This window comes from Amycolatopsis sp. NPDC004625, from assembly GCF_040609695.1.
In the GTDB taxonomy this organism is placed as follows: Bacteria; Actinomycetota; Actinomycetes; order Mycobacteriales; family Pseudonocardiaceae; genus Amycolatopsis.
In genome coordinates this window covers 55,734-71,459 of record NZ_JBEXKX010000048.1, presented here as the reverse complement: position 1 = coordinate 71,459, position 15,726 = coordinate 55,734, and the positions used below count along the sequence as shown (strand labels likewise).

Sequence of the window (15,726 nt, the reverse complement as noted above, 5' to 3'; positions counted from 1 at the left end):
GGGCCCTCAAAAAAAAACGTTTCCTGTTTCGGGGGGGGCGGGGGGTGTTTTTGTGTTTTACGGCGCAAAAACCCCCCAAAACCCACCCCCCACCAGCCGGGCGGTGCTCAGCCGGTGTGCCGGCCCCGCGCGTAGGTGTAGGACTCCAGCAGCACCCGCCACACCAGCTCGATCTCGTCCCGGTCCCGTGGCCCGTACACGAGCTGCGTGTTCTGGATCGGGTGCGGCACACCCCAGCCGGCCTCCGTCACCACCTTCTTCACCAGCGGCGGCAGCGTCATGTGCAGGCTTCCGTCCTGCGGCGGGTGCAGGTGGGCGAACTCGCGGCTGTGCTTGACGAACGCGTCGTCCGGACCGGTGCCGAACTCCGGGGCCAGGTGGATCGCCCTGGCCTCCGGGTACGGCACGTGCGTGGGCGCCAGGTAGACGCCGGCCAGCGAGCGCATCCGCTGCCACAGCTCCTCCTGCAGCGTCGTCGGCGCGATCTGGTTGAGCTGGCCGTGCGGGACCGGGCCGCGGGTGCGCGGGGCCGGGCCGGGGCGTTCGGGCATCTCGAACATGGGTTACCTCCGGAAGAGCGGCCGGACGCGCTGGTAGCGCCGGCCGTGGTAGACGAGGGGGTCGCCGGGCCGGGTGTGCGCCGCGCACACCTCGCCCAGCAGCAGGCCGTGGTCGCCGGCGTCGACCGTTTCGCGGCGACGGCATTCGACGCTCGCCAAAGCGTCCGGGTGCAGCAGCGTGCCGTGCTCGCCGGTCTCGAAGCCGGTGCCGCCGAACCGGTCGGCGCCCGGGGTGGCGAACAGCGCGGCCAGCTCGGCCTGCTCCGCGGTCAGCACGTTGACGCCGAAGTGCGTGCAGCGCGAGAACAACCGGTACGAACTCGACGTCTTCGCCTGGCAGACGAGCAGCAGTGGCGGCCGCATCGACACCGACGTCACCGACGTCGCGGCGTACCCGCGGGGGTTGCCGTCGTCGTCGAGTGCGGTCACCACGCACACGCCGCCGGCCAGGGCCGCCATGGCGTCCTTGAACTCGTCGAGCAGCGCCGCGGTCATCGGAGCGCCTCCACCGCCGCGGGCGTCAGCCATTCGCCCTCGGGCGCGCCGAAGCCGCCGGAGCGGGAGAACACCGTGCGGCCCCGGCGGATCGTGCGTTCGACGCGGCCGGTGAACAGCCAGCCCGCGTACGCCGTCCAGCCGCACTTCGCCTGGACGTCGCCGTGCTCGAACGACCAGTTCTCCTCGGGGTCGAAGAGCACGAGGTCGGCGTCGAGGCCGGGGGCGACGGCGCCCTTGCGGCCGTCGATCCCGAACAGGCGCGCCGGCTCGGCGGCCATCAGCCGGGTGACGATCGGCAGCAGCTCGTCCGGCGTCGCGTCCGGGACCCGGCGGCGCAGACCGGTGTAGAGCGCCGGGAACAGCTCCTGCACACCCGGCAGCCCCGGCGGTGCGTCCGGCGCGTCGAGCACCTTGTCCGCGAAGGCGTGCGGTGCGTGGTCACTGCCCACAGTGGACACTTCGCCGCGCAGCACCGCGTCCCACAGGCGGTCCTGGTCGCTCTGCTGCCGGATGGCCGGGCTGAGCCGGATCCGGGCGCCGTAGCGGGCGGTGTCGGCCGCGGTGAACGACAGGTGGTGCCCGGTGACCTCCCAGGTGACCGGCAGCCCGGTCGCCCCGGCCGCGGTGAGCAGGTCGGCCTCCTCGCGGCTGGACACGTGCAGCACGTGCGCCGCGGTGCCGTGCCGCCGGGCCAGCTCGATCAGCTTGGCCACCGCGACGATCCCGCCCGAACGCGGCCGGAACCGCTCGTAGTCGCCGTACGCGGAAGGTGCGCCCTGCCACTGGTCCAGCAGCTTGAAGACGTCGTCGTCCTCGGCGTGGAAGAGCAGCCGCAGGCCCTTGCGCTTGGCCAGGGCGAACAGCTCGTCGAGCCGGCCCGGGTCGCGCAGCACGTGCGGCGCGGTGTGGTGCCCGGTCAGGAACGCCTTCGCGGTCATCGCCTCGGCCGGTTCGAACGCCTCGAGCGACGAGACGTCGTCCGGGTTGACGCCCGCGTGGAAGCGGTAGTCGACCAGGCTGTGGCCCCGGATCTCGGCGTCCTTCGCGCGGGCGTCGGCCGGGGTGAACGTCGCCGGGCGCGTGTTCGGCATGTCGAACACCGTGGTGACGCCGCCGGCCACCGCGGCGCGCGACGCGTGCGCCCAGTCTTCCTTGTGCGTCAGGCCCGGCGTGCGGAAGTGCACGTGGGAGTCGATCAGGCCGGGCAGCACGTACCGGCCGCCCGCGTCGATCTCCTCGGTGCCGGACACCCCGCTCCCGGCGGGGAGCACGTCGGCGATCTTCCCGCCGCTGACGGCGACGTCGGCGACGCGGACGCCGTCGGGGCCGGTCACCCGCCCGCCCCGGACGACGAGGTCGTGGTCGGTCACGCGGCCCATGGCAGGCTCACCAGCTCTCGGCTCAGGTCGTTGGTCGGGCCCATCAGCGCGACGGCGCGGGCGTCGCGGGCCATCCGGTTGATCGGGTTGGTCACCACGTACCCGGTGCTGCCGAGCAGCCGCGCGACGCTCGCGACGACCTCCTCGGCCACCTGGGAGGCGTGGATCTTGCTGTGCAGCGTGACTTCGCCGGGGTCGGTGCCGTCGCGGCGGCCGGCCCGTTCGACGAGCGCCCGGGCCGACTCGACCTGCCCGCGCAGGTCCACCAGCCGGTGTCGCACGGCCTGCAGGCCGAGCAGTGACTTCCGTTGCGCGGCCCGGAAACCGAGGTCCCAGGCGGCCTCGGCGATGCCGGCCGACACCGCGCCGAGCGTCGCCCCGGACTGCCGGACGCCGGCGATGATCGTGCTCGCGGTGTCGCGCGGCCCGAGCAGCGCCTCCGGCCCGAGCCGGCAGTCCTCGAGCTCGACGAACCCGGTCGCCGACGCCCGCATGCCGACCAGGTCGAGGCTCAGGTCCGGCTTGATGCCCGGGTTGGCCGCGGGCACCAGGAAGAAGCTCTGCCCGCCCGAGCCGTACGCGGAGTCGTCGCCGGTCACCGGCGTGCTCTGCGCGAGCACGAGGTAGAGGTCGGTGATCCCGGCGCCGGTGGTGAACGCCTTGCCGCCGCTGACCGTCCAGCCGCCGCCGGGCAGCTCGTCGGCGATGGTGGACAGGTTCTTCTTGGCCGCTCCGGCCCCGGATTCGCTCCACGCCGAGGCGGCCAGCCACTCGCCGGAGGCCAGCTTCGGCAGCAGTTCTTCGCGCTGCTCGTCGCTGCCCCACTCGGCGATCCGGCTGCACACGGCCATGTGCTGGAACGCGATGATCGCGGTCGACGGGTCGTGCCGGGCGATCAGCGCGATCAGCCGGTTCGACTCCAGCGCGTCCGCACCGGCGCCGCCGTGGCGCTTCGGGACGACGAGACCGGGCAACGGTGAATCCCGCAGCGCGGCCAGCACTTCGGGCGCGGGCCGGCCGGCCTCGTCGGCCGCGACGGCGTGCCGCTCCAGCACGCCGACCAGCTCGTCGACGCCCAGCCGCGCGGGGGCGGTCAGATCGACAGCAGGCACGAGTCCTCCTTCAGGACGTGGGGTTCGAACGAGTCGATGGACACGGCGCCGGTGAACGACACCGTCTTCTCCGGGACGCTGACCCAGGACAGCTCGCTGTCGCGGTCGTGGCCGGTCACCGCCGCGGCGGAGGTGGTGCAGCCGCCCGCGGTGCGGATCCGCAGCGGCGCGGTGCGCCGGGTCTCGCCGCCGGCGAGCCGAAACGGGATGGTGCCGCGGATCCGGCGGGCCGCGCCGAGGCAGACGGCGCCGGTCAGCGCGATCGTCGGGTGCCACGACGGCACGGATACCGCGCGCGCCGCGAGCCCGTCTTCGCCGTCCGGCAGCACCGCGGCCACCTTCGGGAACGCACCTTCGACGGGGTAGCCGTACTGCCGCGCGGCGGAGCGGCGGATCGCGCTCATCGTGCGGAACAGCGGTTCCCCGGCGGCGAAGAGCTCCTCGGGCGTGTCGACGCCGAGGTCGTGGCCGGACAGGAACAGGTACGGGTTGCCGGCCGAGACCGCGCTGACGCGGATCAGCCCGTCCTCGTACGGCAGGTCCGTCGTCGTCTCCCCGAACGGCAGCAGCTCGTGCAGCGCCACCGCGGGGTGGTTGAGGAAGTGCGCGGTGAACGTCGTCCGGTCGCGGACGCACTCGTCGACCTCGCACACCACGTGGTCGTCGGTGTTGCGCACCCGGACCCGGACGCGGTGGCCGGGCGCGAGCCGGGGCAGCCAGCCGAGCCGGCTGGCCACGACGACCGACGAGAGCACCGAATGCCCGCAGCTGCCGCGGAAGTCGAACCGGACGGGATCACCCGGAATGACCTGCACGAACCGGTAGTCGAGGTCGAACAGCGGATGCTCGGAGACCGACACCAGCGCGATCTTCGTGACCTTGGCCAGGCCGTGTCCGGCGAGCCAGGCGACGCCGTCGGAGAGCGCTTGCGCCAGCGTTTCCTCGGACGCCGGCAGCTGTTCGGCCGGCAGCACCAGCGTGGAGCTCGGGCTGCCGTGTGCGTGGGCGATGTGGGCGAGCATCAGGCCGCCCTCCTTTCCCCGGCGCCGCCGCGGGCCAGCTGCTCGGTCCAGATCCGGTGGATGAGCAGCGACCAGATGGCCAGCGCCGATTCGTCGTTCGGCCGTGCCGCCTGGGCGTCGAACAGCCCGGCGACGGCCTGGGGGTCGAGTTGCCCGCCGTGGGCGAGCGACGGGCCGGTCAGCAGGTCACGGGCGTAGCCGTGCAACGGCTGGCCCGGCACGAGCATCGCGGTGATCGGCAGCGTGAACGGCTGTTTCGGCCGGTCGAGCACGGACGCCGGGACCAGGCCGCGGGCGCCGGCGTAGAGCGCGCGCTTGACCTCCCGGCCGCGCACGCGGTGCCCGGCAGGCAGCCGGCGCGCCAGCCGCGTCACCGACCGCTGGCAGAACGGCAGCCGCACCTCGACCGAGTGGGCCATGCTCAGGTGGTCGACGCGGCGCAGGTGGTAGGCGGGCAGCCGTTCGTCCACTTCGAACGCGGTGATCGCGGCCAGCCGGTCGCCGCCGTCGGCGCGCAGCCGCCGTTCGATGCGCTCGGCCTCGGTTCCCCGCTGCCGCACCAGGTCCCGGTAGTCGTCGGTGTAGAGCCGCCGACGCAGCGCGGCGGGGACCGCGGCGAGCGCCTCGACGTACCCGTTCGGCCAGTCCTCGGTGCCGAGCAGCGCGTCGCGGATGCGGCCGTAGCCGCCGAAGATCTCGTCGGCCGCGTCGCCCGAGAGCGTCACCTTGAACCCGGCGTCGTGCACGCCCTGGAACAGCAGATACGTGCTGAGCGTGATCGGGTCGGCGTTCGGCTGGCCCAGGTGCCACACGACCTCGTCGAGCAGGCCGGGGAACGTCGCCGGGTCCGCCTCGATCTGGTGGTAGGTGGCGCCGCTGCGCGCGGCGACCTCGCGGGCGTAGCGCTTCTCGTCGAACGGCCAGTCGCCGGTGTAGGCGATGTTGAACGCGTGGACGTGCGGCACCTTCTCCGCCAGCAGCGCCGTCACCAGGCTGGAGTCCAGGCCCCCGCTGGTGATCGTCGAGATCGGCACGTCGGCCAGCGCGAGCCGGTGGGTCTCGGCGCGCAGCGTCTCGCGCACCCGGTCGCCGGCCGCCGCGAGGTCGCCGTCGTCCTCGACCGGGAACGCGCTTTCGGCGCGCTTGGAGATCTTGAGCCCGCCCGAGCGCGTGTAGACGGCGGTGGCCGCGCGCGGCAGCACGCGGACGCCGTCGAACATCGTCCGCTCGCCGAACGGCGTCTTGGTGGTGAGGTAGCTGTCGAGCCCCTCGTCCCACAGCGTCCACGGCACGCCGGGCACGCTCAGCAGCGCCGGCAGCTCCGACGAGAAGTACAGCTCGTGACCGCTTTCGTGGTAGTACAGCGGTTTCATGCCCGCGTCGTCGGTCGCGAGCACCAGCTTCGGCTCGGCCCGCAGGTCCAGCACGGCGATGGCGTACATCCCGTCGAGGTGGTCGACGAAGTCCAGGCCGTAGCGGTGGTAGAGGGCCGGGATCACGTTGCCGTCGCAGTGGTCGTGGAAGACGTACCCGGCGGCGTGCAGGTCGCGGCGAAGCTCGGTGTGGTTGTAGATCTCGCCGTTGAAGACGACCTTGAGGTCGCGGCCGAGCCGGTAGGGCTGCTCGCCGCCGTCGAGGTCCATGATGGCCAGCCGGTTGTTGCCCAGCGCCCAGCCGTCCCCGGCCGCGCTGAACCGGGCATCCGGGCCGCCGTGCCGCTGCAGCGCCGAAACCGCGCGCAGGTGGTGGTGGGCGAGGGCGCCGCCCAGGTGTCCATAGATCCGGCACATGACGGCTACTTCATCTCCGCGGAGACGCCCGCGCGGGCGTAGAGGACGGGGTCGAACGGCGTGGGGCCGCCGCAGGTGGCGAACCGCTTCGCGGCGGTGTCGGGGTTGCGCGTGCCGTGCGGCACACCGGGCGCGGCGAACAGCACGTCGCCGGGGGAGACGTCGTGCCAGCGGTCGATCAGGAACATCTGGCCGTCGCCTTCGAAGGCGATGAACGCCTCTTCGCTGTCCGGGTGCTGGTGGACGTTGAAGGTCTGGCCGGGTTCCTGGATCCCGCAGTGCAGGCACAGCCGCGCGCTGCCGGTGCCGGGCCAGAACAGGAAGTTCATCACGGCGGTGTGCTCGTCGGCGGCCACCTCGCCGGTGCCGCGGAAGCCGTGCAGCTGCGTTTCGGTGTTCCACAGCTCGTTTTCCCGCCGCGGCGCGGTGCCGGCGGGCTCGCCGCCTTCGAGGCGGGTGCGCCAGACGTACGCGGTCAGGCCGTCGTCGCCGGCTTCGAGCTCGAGCGTCCGCCCGGTGGGCGAGTGCAGGGCGGAGCCGCGTGCGACGCCGGTGCGGTGGCCGGTGACGTCGCCGTGGCCGGAGCCGTCGAACACGACGGCGACGTTCTCTTCTTCGAGGGCCCAGCCGAGGCGCCAGGTCCGGCCCGGCGCCACTTCCACGACGAGCAGGGTGACCTTGCGGGCCCCCATGGCCGGGCCGACCGGTTCGGCGACCCGTCCCCAGTCGAACGGTGCGAAGACGAAGTCCGCGGCGCGGACGATCGTCCCCTGAATCTGGTCGGTGAGCATCCCAGGTCCAATCAGTTGCTGACGATTTGCCAATGGATGGGAAGCGGGATCGATCAATTAACCATGATCGGTAATTGATTTGGCTTCCGGTGGCGACCGTACATAACCCGGAGCGGTGTTGCAAATTCGTGAACAGCTGCCGGTAATCGACTCAAATGGAGTAGAAGACATTGACTGAATCGATTCGGTAAAATTCGGGTGCCGCCGAACGAAGGAAGGGGGATGTCCGCCGGTTCGCCCAAAACCACCGTGAAACCCCGAGTCGGGCCGCCGCTGTGAACGTTGTCACACGCGGAACGCGGTTACTTCGCGGAAAGACTGGGTTTTCTGATTGGTTGCGGGTGCCGCTGGTTGATCGAATCCGAATGAGCCGTCCCGCATGATCGGGCCGCCGGGGACAAGAAAAAGGCGGCCACCTCGTGGTGGCCGCCCGTCGGCGCGGAAACGGTGCTTATTGTGGAATGGCGAGCAAAGCGGTGTCGACGACCTGTTCCAGCAGGGGCTTGTCGCGGCAGACCGCGCTCATCACCCGCAGGCCCTGGATCATGGTCACCAGGAAGTTCGACACCGCGGGGATGTCGGTGTCCGGCGGCAGTTCGCCCATGCCGCGGGCCAGGTGCAGCGTGCCGTGGAAGGAGTCCTGCAGCGCGGCGATCGCGTCGCACACGATCCGGTTGGCCACGTCGTCGTGCGGCACCCGTTCGGTGATCGCCATGACGAGCAGGCAGCCGGGCCGGCCGGGTTCCTTCAGTGCGTCGTCGATCCGGCCCAGCAACAGGTCGCGCATCACCTGCCGGATCGGTACCCGCTGCATCAGCGATTCGCGGGTGGCGTCGGTGGTCTGCCGCACGTACCGCTGCAGCGCGTGCTCGTAGAGGCCGTGCTTGCTCCCGAACGCGGCGTAGAGCGAACCGCGGCCGAGCCCGGTCGCCTCGGCGAGGTCCTGGATCGAGGTGGCCTCGTACCCCTGGCGCCAGAAGACCTCCATGGCCTTCTGGACCACCTCGTCGGTGTCGAACTCGCGGACGCGTGGCATGGGTCCAGTCTAGAGATGGTGGAACGATCAGTCAACAACAGTGTCATTTATCTGGACTGAGTGATCAAGAATGACGGGCCTGCGGACGGGTTTGCGTCGTGTTTTCCCAGGAAGATGCTGATTCAGTGCACGTCAGTGGCGGCCTTGTTGTTTACCGATCGATCCAGATTTGCTACGGTCGGACCAGCCCACCCCTCAACCGATCCGAGAAGGAGTTCAGTCATGCCTCACGTGCAGCGCCGGTCGTCCGTCAGCGACGAGCTGGCCTGGCAGATCGTCCGCGCGGCCGACGAGGCCGCGAAGGGGACCGACAAGCGGTTCGCCGTCGCGGTGGTGGACGAAGGCGGCCACCTGAAGGCGTTCCTGCGGCAGGACGGGGCGAAGCTCAACGCCGTCCAGGTCGCGCAGGACAAGGCCTACACGGCCGCGTCGTCGGGGATGCCCACCCAGAAGTGGTCGGAGGTGCTCGACGCCGACCCGGTGCTGCGGACCTCCGCGCCCACCGCGATCGACCGCCTGGTCGGCATGGGCGGCGGCCTGCCCATCGTCGTCGACGGCGAGCTCGTCGGCGCGGTCGGCGTCTCCGGCGCCCACTGGACCGACGACGTCAAGATCGCCGAGGCCGGCCTGGCGGCGCTCGACGCGAAGCCCTGACCGCGCACCGAACCCCTTCGGGAGTCACGATGCCCATCGCCCTGTTCGTGCTCGGGCTGACCGTGTTCAGCCTGGGGACGACCGAGTTCATGATCGCCGGCCTGCTGCCGGAACTGTCCGGCGCCTTCGGCGTTTCCCTGCCGCAGGCCGGGCTGCTCATCTCGCTGTTCGCCCTCGGCGTCGTCGTCGGCGCGCCGCTGATCACCGCGGCGACCACCAAGGTGCCGCGCAAGACCGCGCTCGTCGCGCTGCTCGTGGTGTTCGTGGCCGGTGAGCTGATCGCCGCGGTCGCGCCGTCGTTCGGCGTGCTGATGGCCGCCCGCGTGGTCACCGCCGTCGCGCACGGCTCGTTCTTCGGCATCGGCGCGGTGGTCGCCGCCAACCTGGTCGAACCGGCCAGGCGCGCCCGGGCCATCTCCATCATGTTCGGCGGCCTGACCATCGCCACCATCGCCGGTGTCCCGCTCGGCACGTTCATCGGCCAGCACTTCGGCTGGCGCGCGACCTTCCTGGCGGTCGCGGTCCTCGGCGTGCTCGACCTCGTCGGCGTCGTCGCGCTGGTCCCGCACCAGGCGCGGGCCGGCCACCTCGGCGTGCGCCACGAACTGGCCGCGTTCCGCCGGCCCAAGGTGTGGCTGGCGCTGGGCACGACGATGCTCAGCCAGGCCGCGCTCTACACCGCCTACACCTACATCACGCCGCTGCTGACCGACGTCACCGGCTTCTCGGCCGGGTTCGTACCGCCGCTGCTGGCCCTGTTCGGCGTCGGCACGTTCCTCGGGAGCGTGCTCGGCGGCCGGTTCGCCGACCGCTCGCTGATGGGCACGCTCTGCGTGGGCCTGCTCGTGCTGGCCGTGATGCTCGGCGCGTTCTCGCTGGCCGCGCACAGCAAGCCGGCGATGATCGCGACGCTGTTCCTGTTCGGGATCGGCAGCTTCCTGATCAACCCGGCACTGCAGACGCGGGTGATGAACGAGACCGAAGGCGCGCCGACCCTGGCCAGCACCAGCAACATCTCGGCGTTCAACGTCGGCAACGCGCTCGGCCCGTGGCTCGGCGGCCTCGGCATCAGCGCCGGCGCCGGGCTGCTCTCGCCGAGCTGGATCGGGGCCGGGCTGGCGGTGGCCTCGTTGGTCGTCGCCCTGGCCGCGGTCGGACTCGACCGCCGGACCGGAAAGGAGGAAAGCGATGCCGGTCGTGCACGTGAACTGGTGGAAGGGAGCCGGTGAGCCCGAACGCCGCCAGCTCGTCGAAGAGGTGACGGACACCGTTTCGCGGCTCGCGAAGTGCCCCGAAGCGGCCGTCACGGTGATCATCACCGACGTCGAAAAGGACCACTGGGGGCTCGGCGGAAAGCTCGCCGGGGACCTCTGAGCCCGGGAGGGACAGTGACCGGACGCGTTCTGGGGCCGGACGACCCGCGCTACGCGGACTTCACGGCCGGGATCAACCAGCGCTACACCGCGAAACCGGCGACCGTGCACCTGCCGCGCACCACGCCGGAGGTCGCTTCGGCGGTCTCCGGCGCCACCGGGCGGATCTCGATCCGCAGCGGAGGCCACTGCTTCGAGGACTTCGTCCACCACGAGGACGTCGAGGAGCTCGTCGACCTCGGCGGGATGTCCGAAGTGGACTTCTCCGACGGCGTCTTTTCCGTCGGTGCCGGGGCGAAGCTGCAGGACGTCTACGAGAAGCTGTACCGCGGCTGGGGCGTGACGATCCCCGGCGGGATCTGCTACTCGGTCGGCGCGGGCGGGCACATCACCGGCGGCGGCTACGGCCTGCTGTCGCGGCGCGACGGCCTGACCGTCGACCACCTGCACGGCGTCGAGGTCGTGCTCGCCGGCGGGCGGACCGTCGTCGTCACCCGCGATTCCACCGGCGCCGAGGCCGACCTGTTCTGGGCGCACACCGGCGGCGGGGGCGGCTCGTTCGGCGTGGTGACGCGGTTCCTGTTCGCGGCGCCGCTGGTCACCCCGCCGTCCGAGGTGCTCGTGGCCGCGCTTTCGGTGCCGTGGGCCGACCTCGACGAGCGGCGGTTCGCCCGGCTGCTCGGCGGCTACGCGCGCTGGCACGACGAACACCGCGCGCCGGACTCGCCGGGTGCGCCGCTGTCGAGCCTGCTGATGCTGAACCACCGCGGCAACGGCACGGTCGGCCTGGTGGCGCAGATCGACGCGGCGGCGCCGGCCGCGGCCCGCGTGCTCGACGAGCACCTGTCGGCCGTCCTCGGCGACCTGACGACGACCGGGTTCGCGCGGGCGGGCGAATTCGGCCCGATGCCCGGCCTGGCCCGGCCGCGGCGGCTGCCGTGGCTGCGGGCGACGCGGTTCCTCGGGACGAACACGCCGGTGCTCAACGACCCGACGCTGCGCGCCGAGCACAAGTCGGCGTACGTCCGGAACCCCCTGCCGGACGCCCAGGTGCGGACCGCCTACGAGTTCCTGACCCGGCCGGACGTGACGAACCCGAACGCGATGCTGGTGGCGTTCTCCTACGGCGGCGCGATCTCGGCGGTCGACCCGGCGGCGACCGCGGTCGCCCAGCGGGACAGCACGTTCAAGCTGCTGTACCAGTCGTTCTGGTCCACAGTGGACGCTGACGCGGCGAACATCGCGTGGGTGCGGGAGTTCTACCGCTCGATGTACGCCGGAACCGGCGGTGTCCCGGTGCCGGGCGAAGTGGCCGACGGCTGTTACGTCAACTACCCGGACGCCGACCTGTCGGACCCGGACTGGAACACCTCCGGGGTGCCCTGGCACGACCTGTACTTCAAGGGCAACTACCCGCGCCTGCAGCGGGCGAAGGCGCACTGGGACCCGGACGACGTGTTCCGGCACCGCCAGTCGGTCCGCCCGGCGGGAGCACGGGAGGGACCATGCCCCGCGTGATCGTCGCCGGTGGCGGCCCGGTCGGCATGCTGCTGGCGGCCGAACTCGGCCGCCGCGGCGTGCCGGCCACCGTCGTCGAGAAGCTGACCGCGACCCACGACGAGCCGCGCGCGGGCACCCTGCACGCGCGCACCACGCAGTCGCTGCTGCGCTGCGGCTACCTGCCCGTGCCACCGCCGCCGTCCGAGCCGGACGCCGTCGTGGAAGTACCGTTCCACTTCGGCGGCCGGCCGGTGCTGACGCTGGAGTCACCCGCCGTCGAAGGCCCGCCGATGATCGGGCAGTCCCAGTCCGCCATCGAGCGGTTCTTCGAGGCGCAGGCGCGCTCGTCCGGCGTGGAGGTCCGGCGCGGGCACGAGGTCACCGGGATTCGCGACGACGGCGACCGCGTCACCGTCACCACCGACCGCGGCGAGCTGACCGCCGACTACGTCGTGGGCTGCGACGGCGCCCGCAGCACCGTGCGCGAGGCGGCCGGGATCTCCGGGACCACCCACCCGGCGACCTTCGCCGGCATCCTCGGCCTGGCCCGCCTGGGCGACCCGGCGCGGGTGCCCGGCGGCTGGACGGAGGGGCCGGCCGGCTGGACGCTGATCAACGTCGACCCGGCCGGGCACAGCCGGATCCTGACCCACGAGTTCACCGAGCCGCTGCCGGAGCGCGGTGCCCCGGTCACGCTCGAGGACCTGCGCGCGGCCGCGTCGCGCATCCTCGGCCGGGACGTGCCGATGAGCGACGCGGCGTTCCTCGGCCGGTTCAGCGACTTCACCCGGCTGGCCGACCGCTACCGCCGCGGCCGGCTGCTGCTCGCCGGCGACGCGGCCCACGTGCACGCGCCACTCGGCGGCCAGGGCCTCAACCTGGGCCTGCAGGACGCGATCAACCTCGGCTGGAAGCTCGCGATGGTGGTCACCGGCACGGCCCCGGACAGTCTCCTCGACACCTACCACGCGGAACGGCACCCGGTCGCCGAGGCCGTCATCGCCAACACCCGCGCGCAGGCCGCGCTGATGCGGCCGGGGCCGGAGTTCGAGCCGCTGCGCGAACTCGTCGGCGACCTGCTGACGGTCCCGGGCGCCAACCGCCTGCTCAGCGACCGGATCACCGGGCAGAGCGTGCGCCACGGCCCGGCCGGCGAGTTCCTGCCGAACGTCCCGCTCGGCGGGCGGACGGTCGCCGAGCTGCTGCACCCGGGCCGTCCGGTGCTGCTGCTCGCCCCGGGCGCGTCGGCGCTGGCCGACGCGGCGGCGGGCTGGAAGGACGGCGTCGACGTCGTCACGCACGACCTCGGCGCACCGGCGGTCCTGCTGCGCCCGGACGGGTACCTCGCCTGGACGGGCCGGGACGCGGAGCGGCTGACGCGGGCCCTCACGGCCTGGTTCGGGCCCCGGGTCACCAGGTCGGGCGCGCCGTGACACCGCCGTCGACGACCAGGTCGTGGCCGGTGATCCAGGACGCCAGCGGGGAGGCGAGGAAGACGCACGCGTTGCCGACGTCGGCGGGGGTGCCCAGCCGGCCCAGCGGGGCCGCGCGGTGCCAGCGTTCGACGCCCTCCGGCCAGTCCTCGGCCAGGCCGTCCCGCGAAATCAGCCCGGGTGAAACCGTGTTGACCCGGATCCCGCGCGGCCCGTACTCCAGGGCCGCGCCGCGGGCGTGCAGCACCAGGGCGGCCTTGGCCGCGCTGTAGTGGACGTGCCCGGGCGCGGGCTGCCGGGCCTCGATCGAGGCGATGTGCGTGACGCTCCCGCCGTTCTCCCGCATCAGCCGCGCCGCGGCCTGGGTGCAGGAGAACGCGCTGGTCAGGGTGCTGTCCAGCATGGCCCGCCAGGCATCCGCGGACAGCTCGCCGAGGGCCTCGACCGGCTGGGTCCCGGCGTTGTTGACCAGCGCGTCGAGCCGGCCGCCCCAGTCCGCGACGGCGTCGAGCAGGGCGTGGCAGGCCTGGTCGTCGGTGAGTTCGGCGGCGAAGGCGCGGGCCCGGCCCCCCGCGGCTTCGATCGCCGCGACGACGTCGTCGGCGGCGCCGGGGCGGCGGTGGTGCACCGCGACGGCCGCGCCCGCTTCGGCGAACCGGAGGGCGATCCCGCGGCCCACGCCGCCGGAAGCGCCGGTCACGCAGGCGATCGTGCCGGAAAGATCGAGGGTCACCGCGCTGATCGTAGCTGCGCGCGCCGGTCCGTCGTAGGTTGTGGGGCATGGCCAAGACCCGGAAGTTCGCCGAGCTGCTGCAGACGCAGATCCGCCACGAGTTCACCGCCGCCCAGCAGTACACCGCCCTGGCCGTCTGGTTCGACGCCCGCGACCTGCCCCGCCTGGCCAAGCGCTTCTACCGCCAGTCGCTCGAGGAGCGCAACCACGCGCTGGCGATGGTCCGCTACCTCCTGGACCGCGACGAACCGGTGGCCGTCCCGGGCAGCGGCGACGTGCGCAACGACTTTTCGAGCGTGCACGAAGCGATCGAGCTGGCGCTCGAGCAGGAGCGAGCGGTGACGGCCGACATCGAGGCGATGGCGAAGGCGGCCCGGGCCGAGGAGGACTACCTGGGTGAGCAGTTCGTGCACTGGTTCCTGAAGGAACAGGTGGAGGAGGTGGCCCGGATGTCGACGCTGCTGACGGTGGTCGAGCGCGCGGGCGGGAACCTGTTCGAGGTGGAGAACCACTTGTTCCGCGAGGCCGGCACGGAGGTGGCCGACGCCCCGGACATGCCCCCGGTGGCGGGCGGCAAGCTCTGACGGGTGGCGGAAGCCGTCGAATGCGGTGAAATGACTCCTCGACCGAACCGCCGGTGATCCGGTTGGCCGTTGTCAGCTCACTTCCCGCGTATTAAGCTGACTCCCCGCTGCAAATGTTATCGCTAACAACAGCAGCGAAAGTTTCGCGGGTTCGACGATTTTCGGAACCGATGGCGAAAGTTTCGGCCGCCACCGGTCCGCTTCCGCCTGCCCCAAGGAGGTTCCGTGAAATTCCGGTCCCTGCTGGTTCTCGCGTCGGTGCTGCTGGCCGCGCTGGTGACCACGCCCGCCGCGGGTGCCGCACTGCCGGGCAGTTTCCGGTGGAGTTCCAGCGGGGTGCTGATCAGCCCGAAGTCCGATGCCACGCACGCCATCGCGGGCATCAAGGACCCGACGGTCGTCTACTCGGGCGGCCGGTACCACGTGTTCGCCAGCACCGCGAACGCCGCCGGCTACAACCTCGTCCACCTCAGTTTCACCGAGTGGTCGCAGGCTGGTTCGGCCACCCAGCACTACCTGGACAAAACCGCGATCGGCACCGGTTACCGGGCGGCGCCGCAGGTCTTCTACTTCGCGCCGCAGGGAAAGTGGTACCTCGTCTACCAGAACGGCAACGCCGCCTACTCCACGAACAGCGACATCTCGAACCCGAACGGCTGGAGCGCGCCGAAGAACTTCTACGGCGCCATGCCGGACATCATCAAGCAGAACATCGGCACCGGCTACTGGGTCGACATGTGGGTCATCTGCGACGCCGCCAACTGCTACCTGTTCTCCTCGGACGACAACGGCCACCTCTACCGGTCGCAGACCACCGTGGCGAACTTCCCCAACGGCTTCGGCAACACCGTGATCGCGATGCGGGACTCGAACAAGAACAACCTGTTCGAGGCCAGCAACGTCTACAAGATCGCCGGCCAGAACCAGTACCTGCTGCTGGTGGAGGCGATCGGCACCGGCGGGCGCCGCTACTTCCGCTCCTGGACGTCGTCGAGCATCGCCGGCACCTGGACTCCGCTGGCCGCCAATGAAAGCAGTCCGTTCGCCGGGGCGGCCAACGTGACCTTCCCCGCCGGACAGTGGTCGAAGGACATCAGCCACGGCGAGATGATCCGCGCCGGCAACGACCAGACGCTGCCGGTGAACCCGTGCCGGCTGCAGTACCTCTACCAGGGCAAGGACCCGAACGCCGGCGGCGACTACAACAGCCTGCCCTGGCGGCTCGGCCTGCTCACCCAGACCAACTCGAACTGCTGAGGAG

Annotated in this window: 16 protein-coding genes; 7 read left to right on the top strand and 9 right to left on the bottom strand. The window is 71.7% G+C overall.

What is annotated here, in order from left to right:
- Nucleotides 1-107: 107 nt before the first annotated feature.
- The 8 genes from ABZW17_RS37980 to ABZW17_RS37945 form a co-directional block, all read right to left on the bottom strand.
- Entirely contained in the window at nucleotides 108-560 is a 453-nt protein-coding gene (locus tag ABZW17_RS37980) for a luciferase family protein (protein WP_354825044.1), read from the bottom strand.
- Between the two features lie 3 nt (nucleotides 561-563).
- Nucleotides 564-1,055, bottom strand: a complete 492-nt coding sequence (locus tag ABZW17_RS37975; protein WP_354825041.1) for a flavin reductase family protein — start codon at nucleotides 1,053-1,055, stop codon at nucleotides 564-566.
- On the bottom strand, nucleotides 1,052-2,428 hold the full coding sequence (locus ABZW17_RS37970; protein ID WP_354825038.1) for a dihydroorotase family protein: 1,377 nt from the start codon (nucleotides 2,426-2,428) through the stop codon (nucleotides 1,052-1,054). Before ABZW17_RS37970 ends, ABZW17_RS37975 begins: the two co-directional genes overlap by 4 nt.
- Nucleotides 2,425-3,549 carry an acyl-CoA dehydrogenase family protein gene (locus tag ABZW17_RS37965; RefSeq protein ID WP_354825035.1) on the bottom strand — a complete coding sequence of 375 codons (1,125 nt, stop codon included), beginning with the start codon at nucleotides 3,547-3,549 and terminating at the stop codon, nucleotides 2,425-2,427. The genes ABZW17_RS37970 and ABZW17_RS37965 overlap by 4 nt, the downstream gene beginning before the upstream one ends.
- A complete protein-coding gene (locus ABZW17_RS37960; protein WP_354825032.1) occupies nucleotides 3,531-4,571 on the bottom strand; it encodes a PrpF domain-containing protein in 1,041 nt (346 codons plus the stop codon). Before ABZW17_RS37960 ends, ABZW17_RS37965 begins: the two co-directional genes overlap by 19 nt.
- The gene (gene asnB, locus ABZW17_RS37955; RefSeq protein ID WP_354825029.1) at nucleotides 4,571-6,361 is read right to left on the bottom strand and encodes an asparagine synthase (glutamine-hydrolyzing); all 1,791 of its coding nucleotides are present in this window, start codon (nucleotides 6,359-6,361) and stop codon (nucleotides 4,571-4,573) included. The genes ABZW17_RS37960 and asnB overlap by 1 nt, the downstream gene beginning before the upstream one ends.
- Before the next feature lie 5 nt (nucleotides 6,362-6,366).
- Nucleotides 6,367-7,152 (bottom strand): cupin domain-containing protein, encoded by a 786-nt coding sequence (locus tag ABZW17_RS37950; protein ID WP_354825026.1) that lies wholly within the window; start codon nucleotides 7,150-7,152, stop codon nucleotides 6,367-6,369.
- Between the two features lie 451 nt (nucleotides 7,153-7,603).
- Entirely contained in the window at nucleotides 7,604-8,188 is a 585-nt protein-coding gene (locus tag ABZW17_RS37945; protein ID WP_354825023.1) for a TetR/AcrR family transcriptional regulator, read from the bottom strand.
- A gap of 222 nt (nucleotides 8,189-8,410) precedes the next feature.
- On the opposite strand from ABZW17_RS37945, the gene ABZW17_RS37940 reads away from it, so the two are divergent.
- From ABZW17_RS37940 to ABZW17_RS37920, 5 genes are read left to right on the top strand one after another with little or no spacing between them, the layout of a single operon-like run.
- A complete protein-coding gene (locus ABZW17_RS37940) occupies nucleotides 8,411-8,842 on the top strand; it encodes a heme-binding protein (RefSeq protein ID WP_354825020.1) in 432 nt (143 codons plus the stop codon).
- A gap of 29 nt (nucleotides 8,843-8,871) precedes the next feature.
- Nucleotides 8,872-10,071, top strand: coding sequence for a Cmx/CmrA family chloramphenicol efflux MFS transporter (locus tag ABZW17_RS37935; protein ID WP_354825017.1), 1,200 nt, complete (start codon nucleotides 8,872-8,874; stop codon nucleotides 10,069-10,071).
- Nucleotides 10,031-10,216, top strand: coding sequence for a 2-hydroxymuconate tautomerase family protein (locus ABZW17_RS37930; protein ID WP_354825014.1), 186 nt, complete (start codon nucleotides 10,031-10,033; stop codon nucleotides 10,214-10,216). Before ABZW17_RS37935 ends, ABZW17_RS37930 begins: the two co-directional genes overlap by 41 nt.
- Nucleotides 10,217-10,230: 14 nt before the next feature.
- Nucleotides 10,231-11,733 carry a BBE domain-containing protein gene (locus ABZW17_RS37925; protein WP_354825011.1) on the top strand — a complete coding sequence of 501 codons (1,503 nt, stop codon included), beginning with the start codon at nucleotides 10,231-10,233 and terminating at the stop codon, nucleotides 11,731-11,733.
- Nucleotides 11,721-13,148 carry an FAD-dependent monooxygenase gene (locus tag ABZW17_RS37920; RefSeq protein ID WP_354825008.1) on the top strand — a complete coding sequence of 476 codons (1,428 nt, stop codon included), beginning with the start codon at nucleotides 11,721-11,723 and terminating at the stop codon, nucleotides 13,146-13,148. The genes ABZW17_RS37925 and ABZW17_RS37920 overlap by 13 nt, the downstream gene beginning before the upstream one ends.
- Here ABZW17_RS37920 and ABZW17_RS37915 read toward each other — a convergent pair.
- Nucleotides 13,126-13,881 (bottom strand): SDR family NAD(P)-dependent oxidoreductase, encoded by a 756-nt coding sequence (locus tag ABZW17_RS37915; RefSeq protein WP_354825005.1) that lies wholly within the window; start codon nucleotides 13,879-13,881, stop codon nucleotides 13,126-13,128. The two genes, ABZW17_RS37920 and ABZW17_RS37915, sit on opposite strands and share 23 nt — an antisense overlap.
- A 47-nt stretch (nucleotides 13,882-13,928) precedes the next feature.
- On the opposite strand from ABZW17_RS37915, the gene ABZW17_RS37910 reads away from it, so the two are divergent.
- Both ABZW17_RS37910 and ABZW17_RS37905 read left to right on the top strand, forming a co-directional pair.
- On the top strand, nucleotides 13,929-14,465 hold the full coding sequence (locus ABZW17_RS37910; RefSeq protein ID WP_354825002.1) for a ferritin: 537 nt from the start codon (nucleotides 13,929-13,931) through the stop codon (nucleotides 14,463-14,465).
- Between the two features lie 225 nt (nucleotides 14,466-14,690).
- A complete protein-coding gene (locus ABZW17_RS37905; protein WP_354824999.1) occupies nucleotides 14,691-15,722 on the top strand; it encodes a non-reducing end alpha-L-arabinofuranosidase family hydrolase in 1,032 nt (343 codons plus the stop codon).
- The last annotated feature ends 4 nt before the right edge of the window (nucleotides 15,723-15,726 follow it).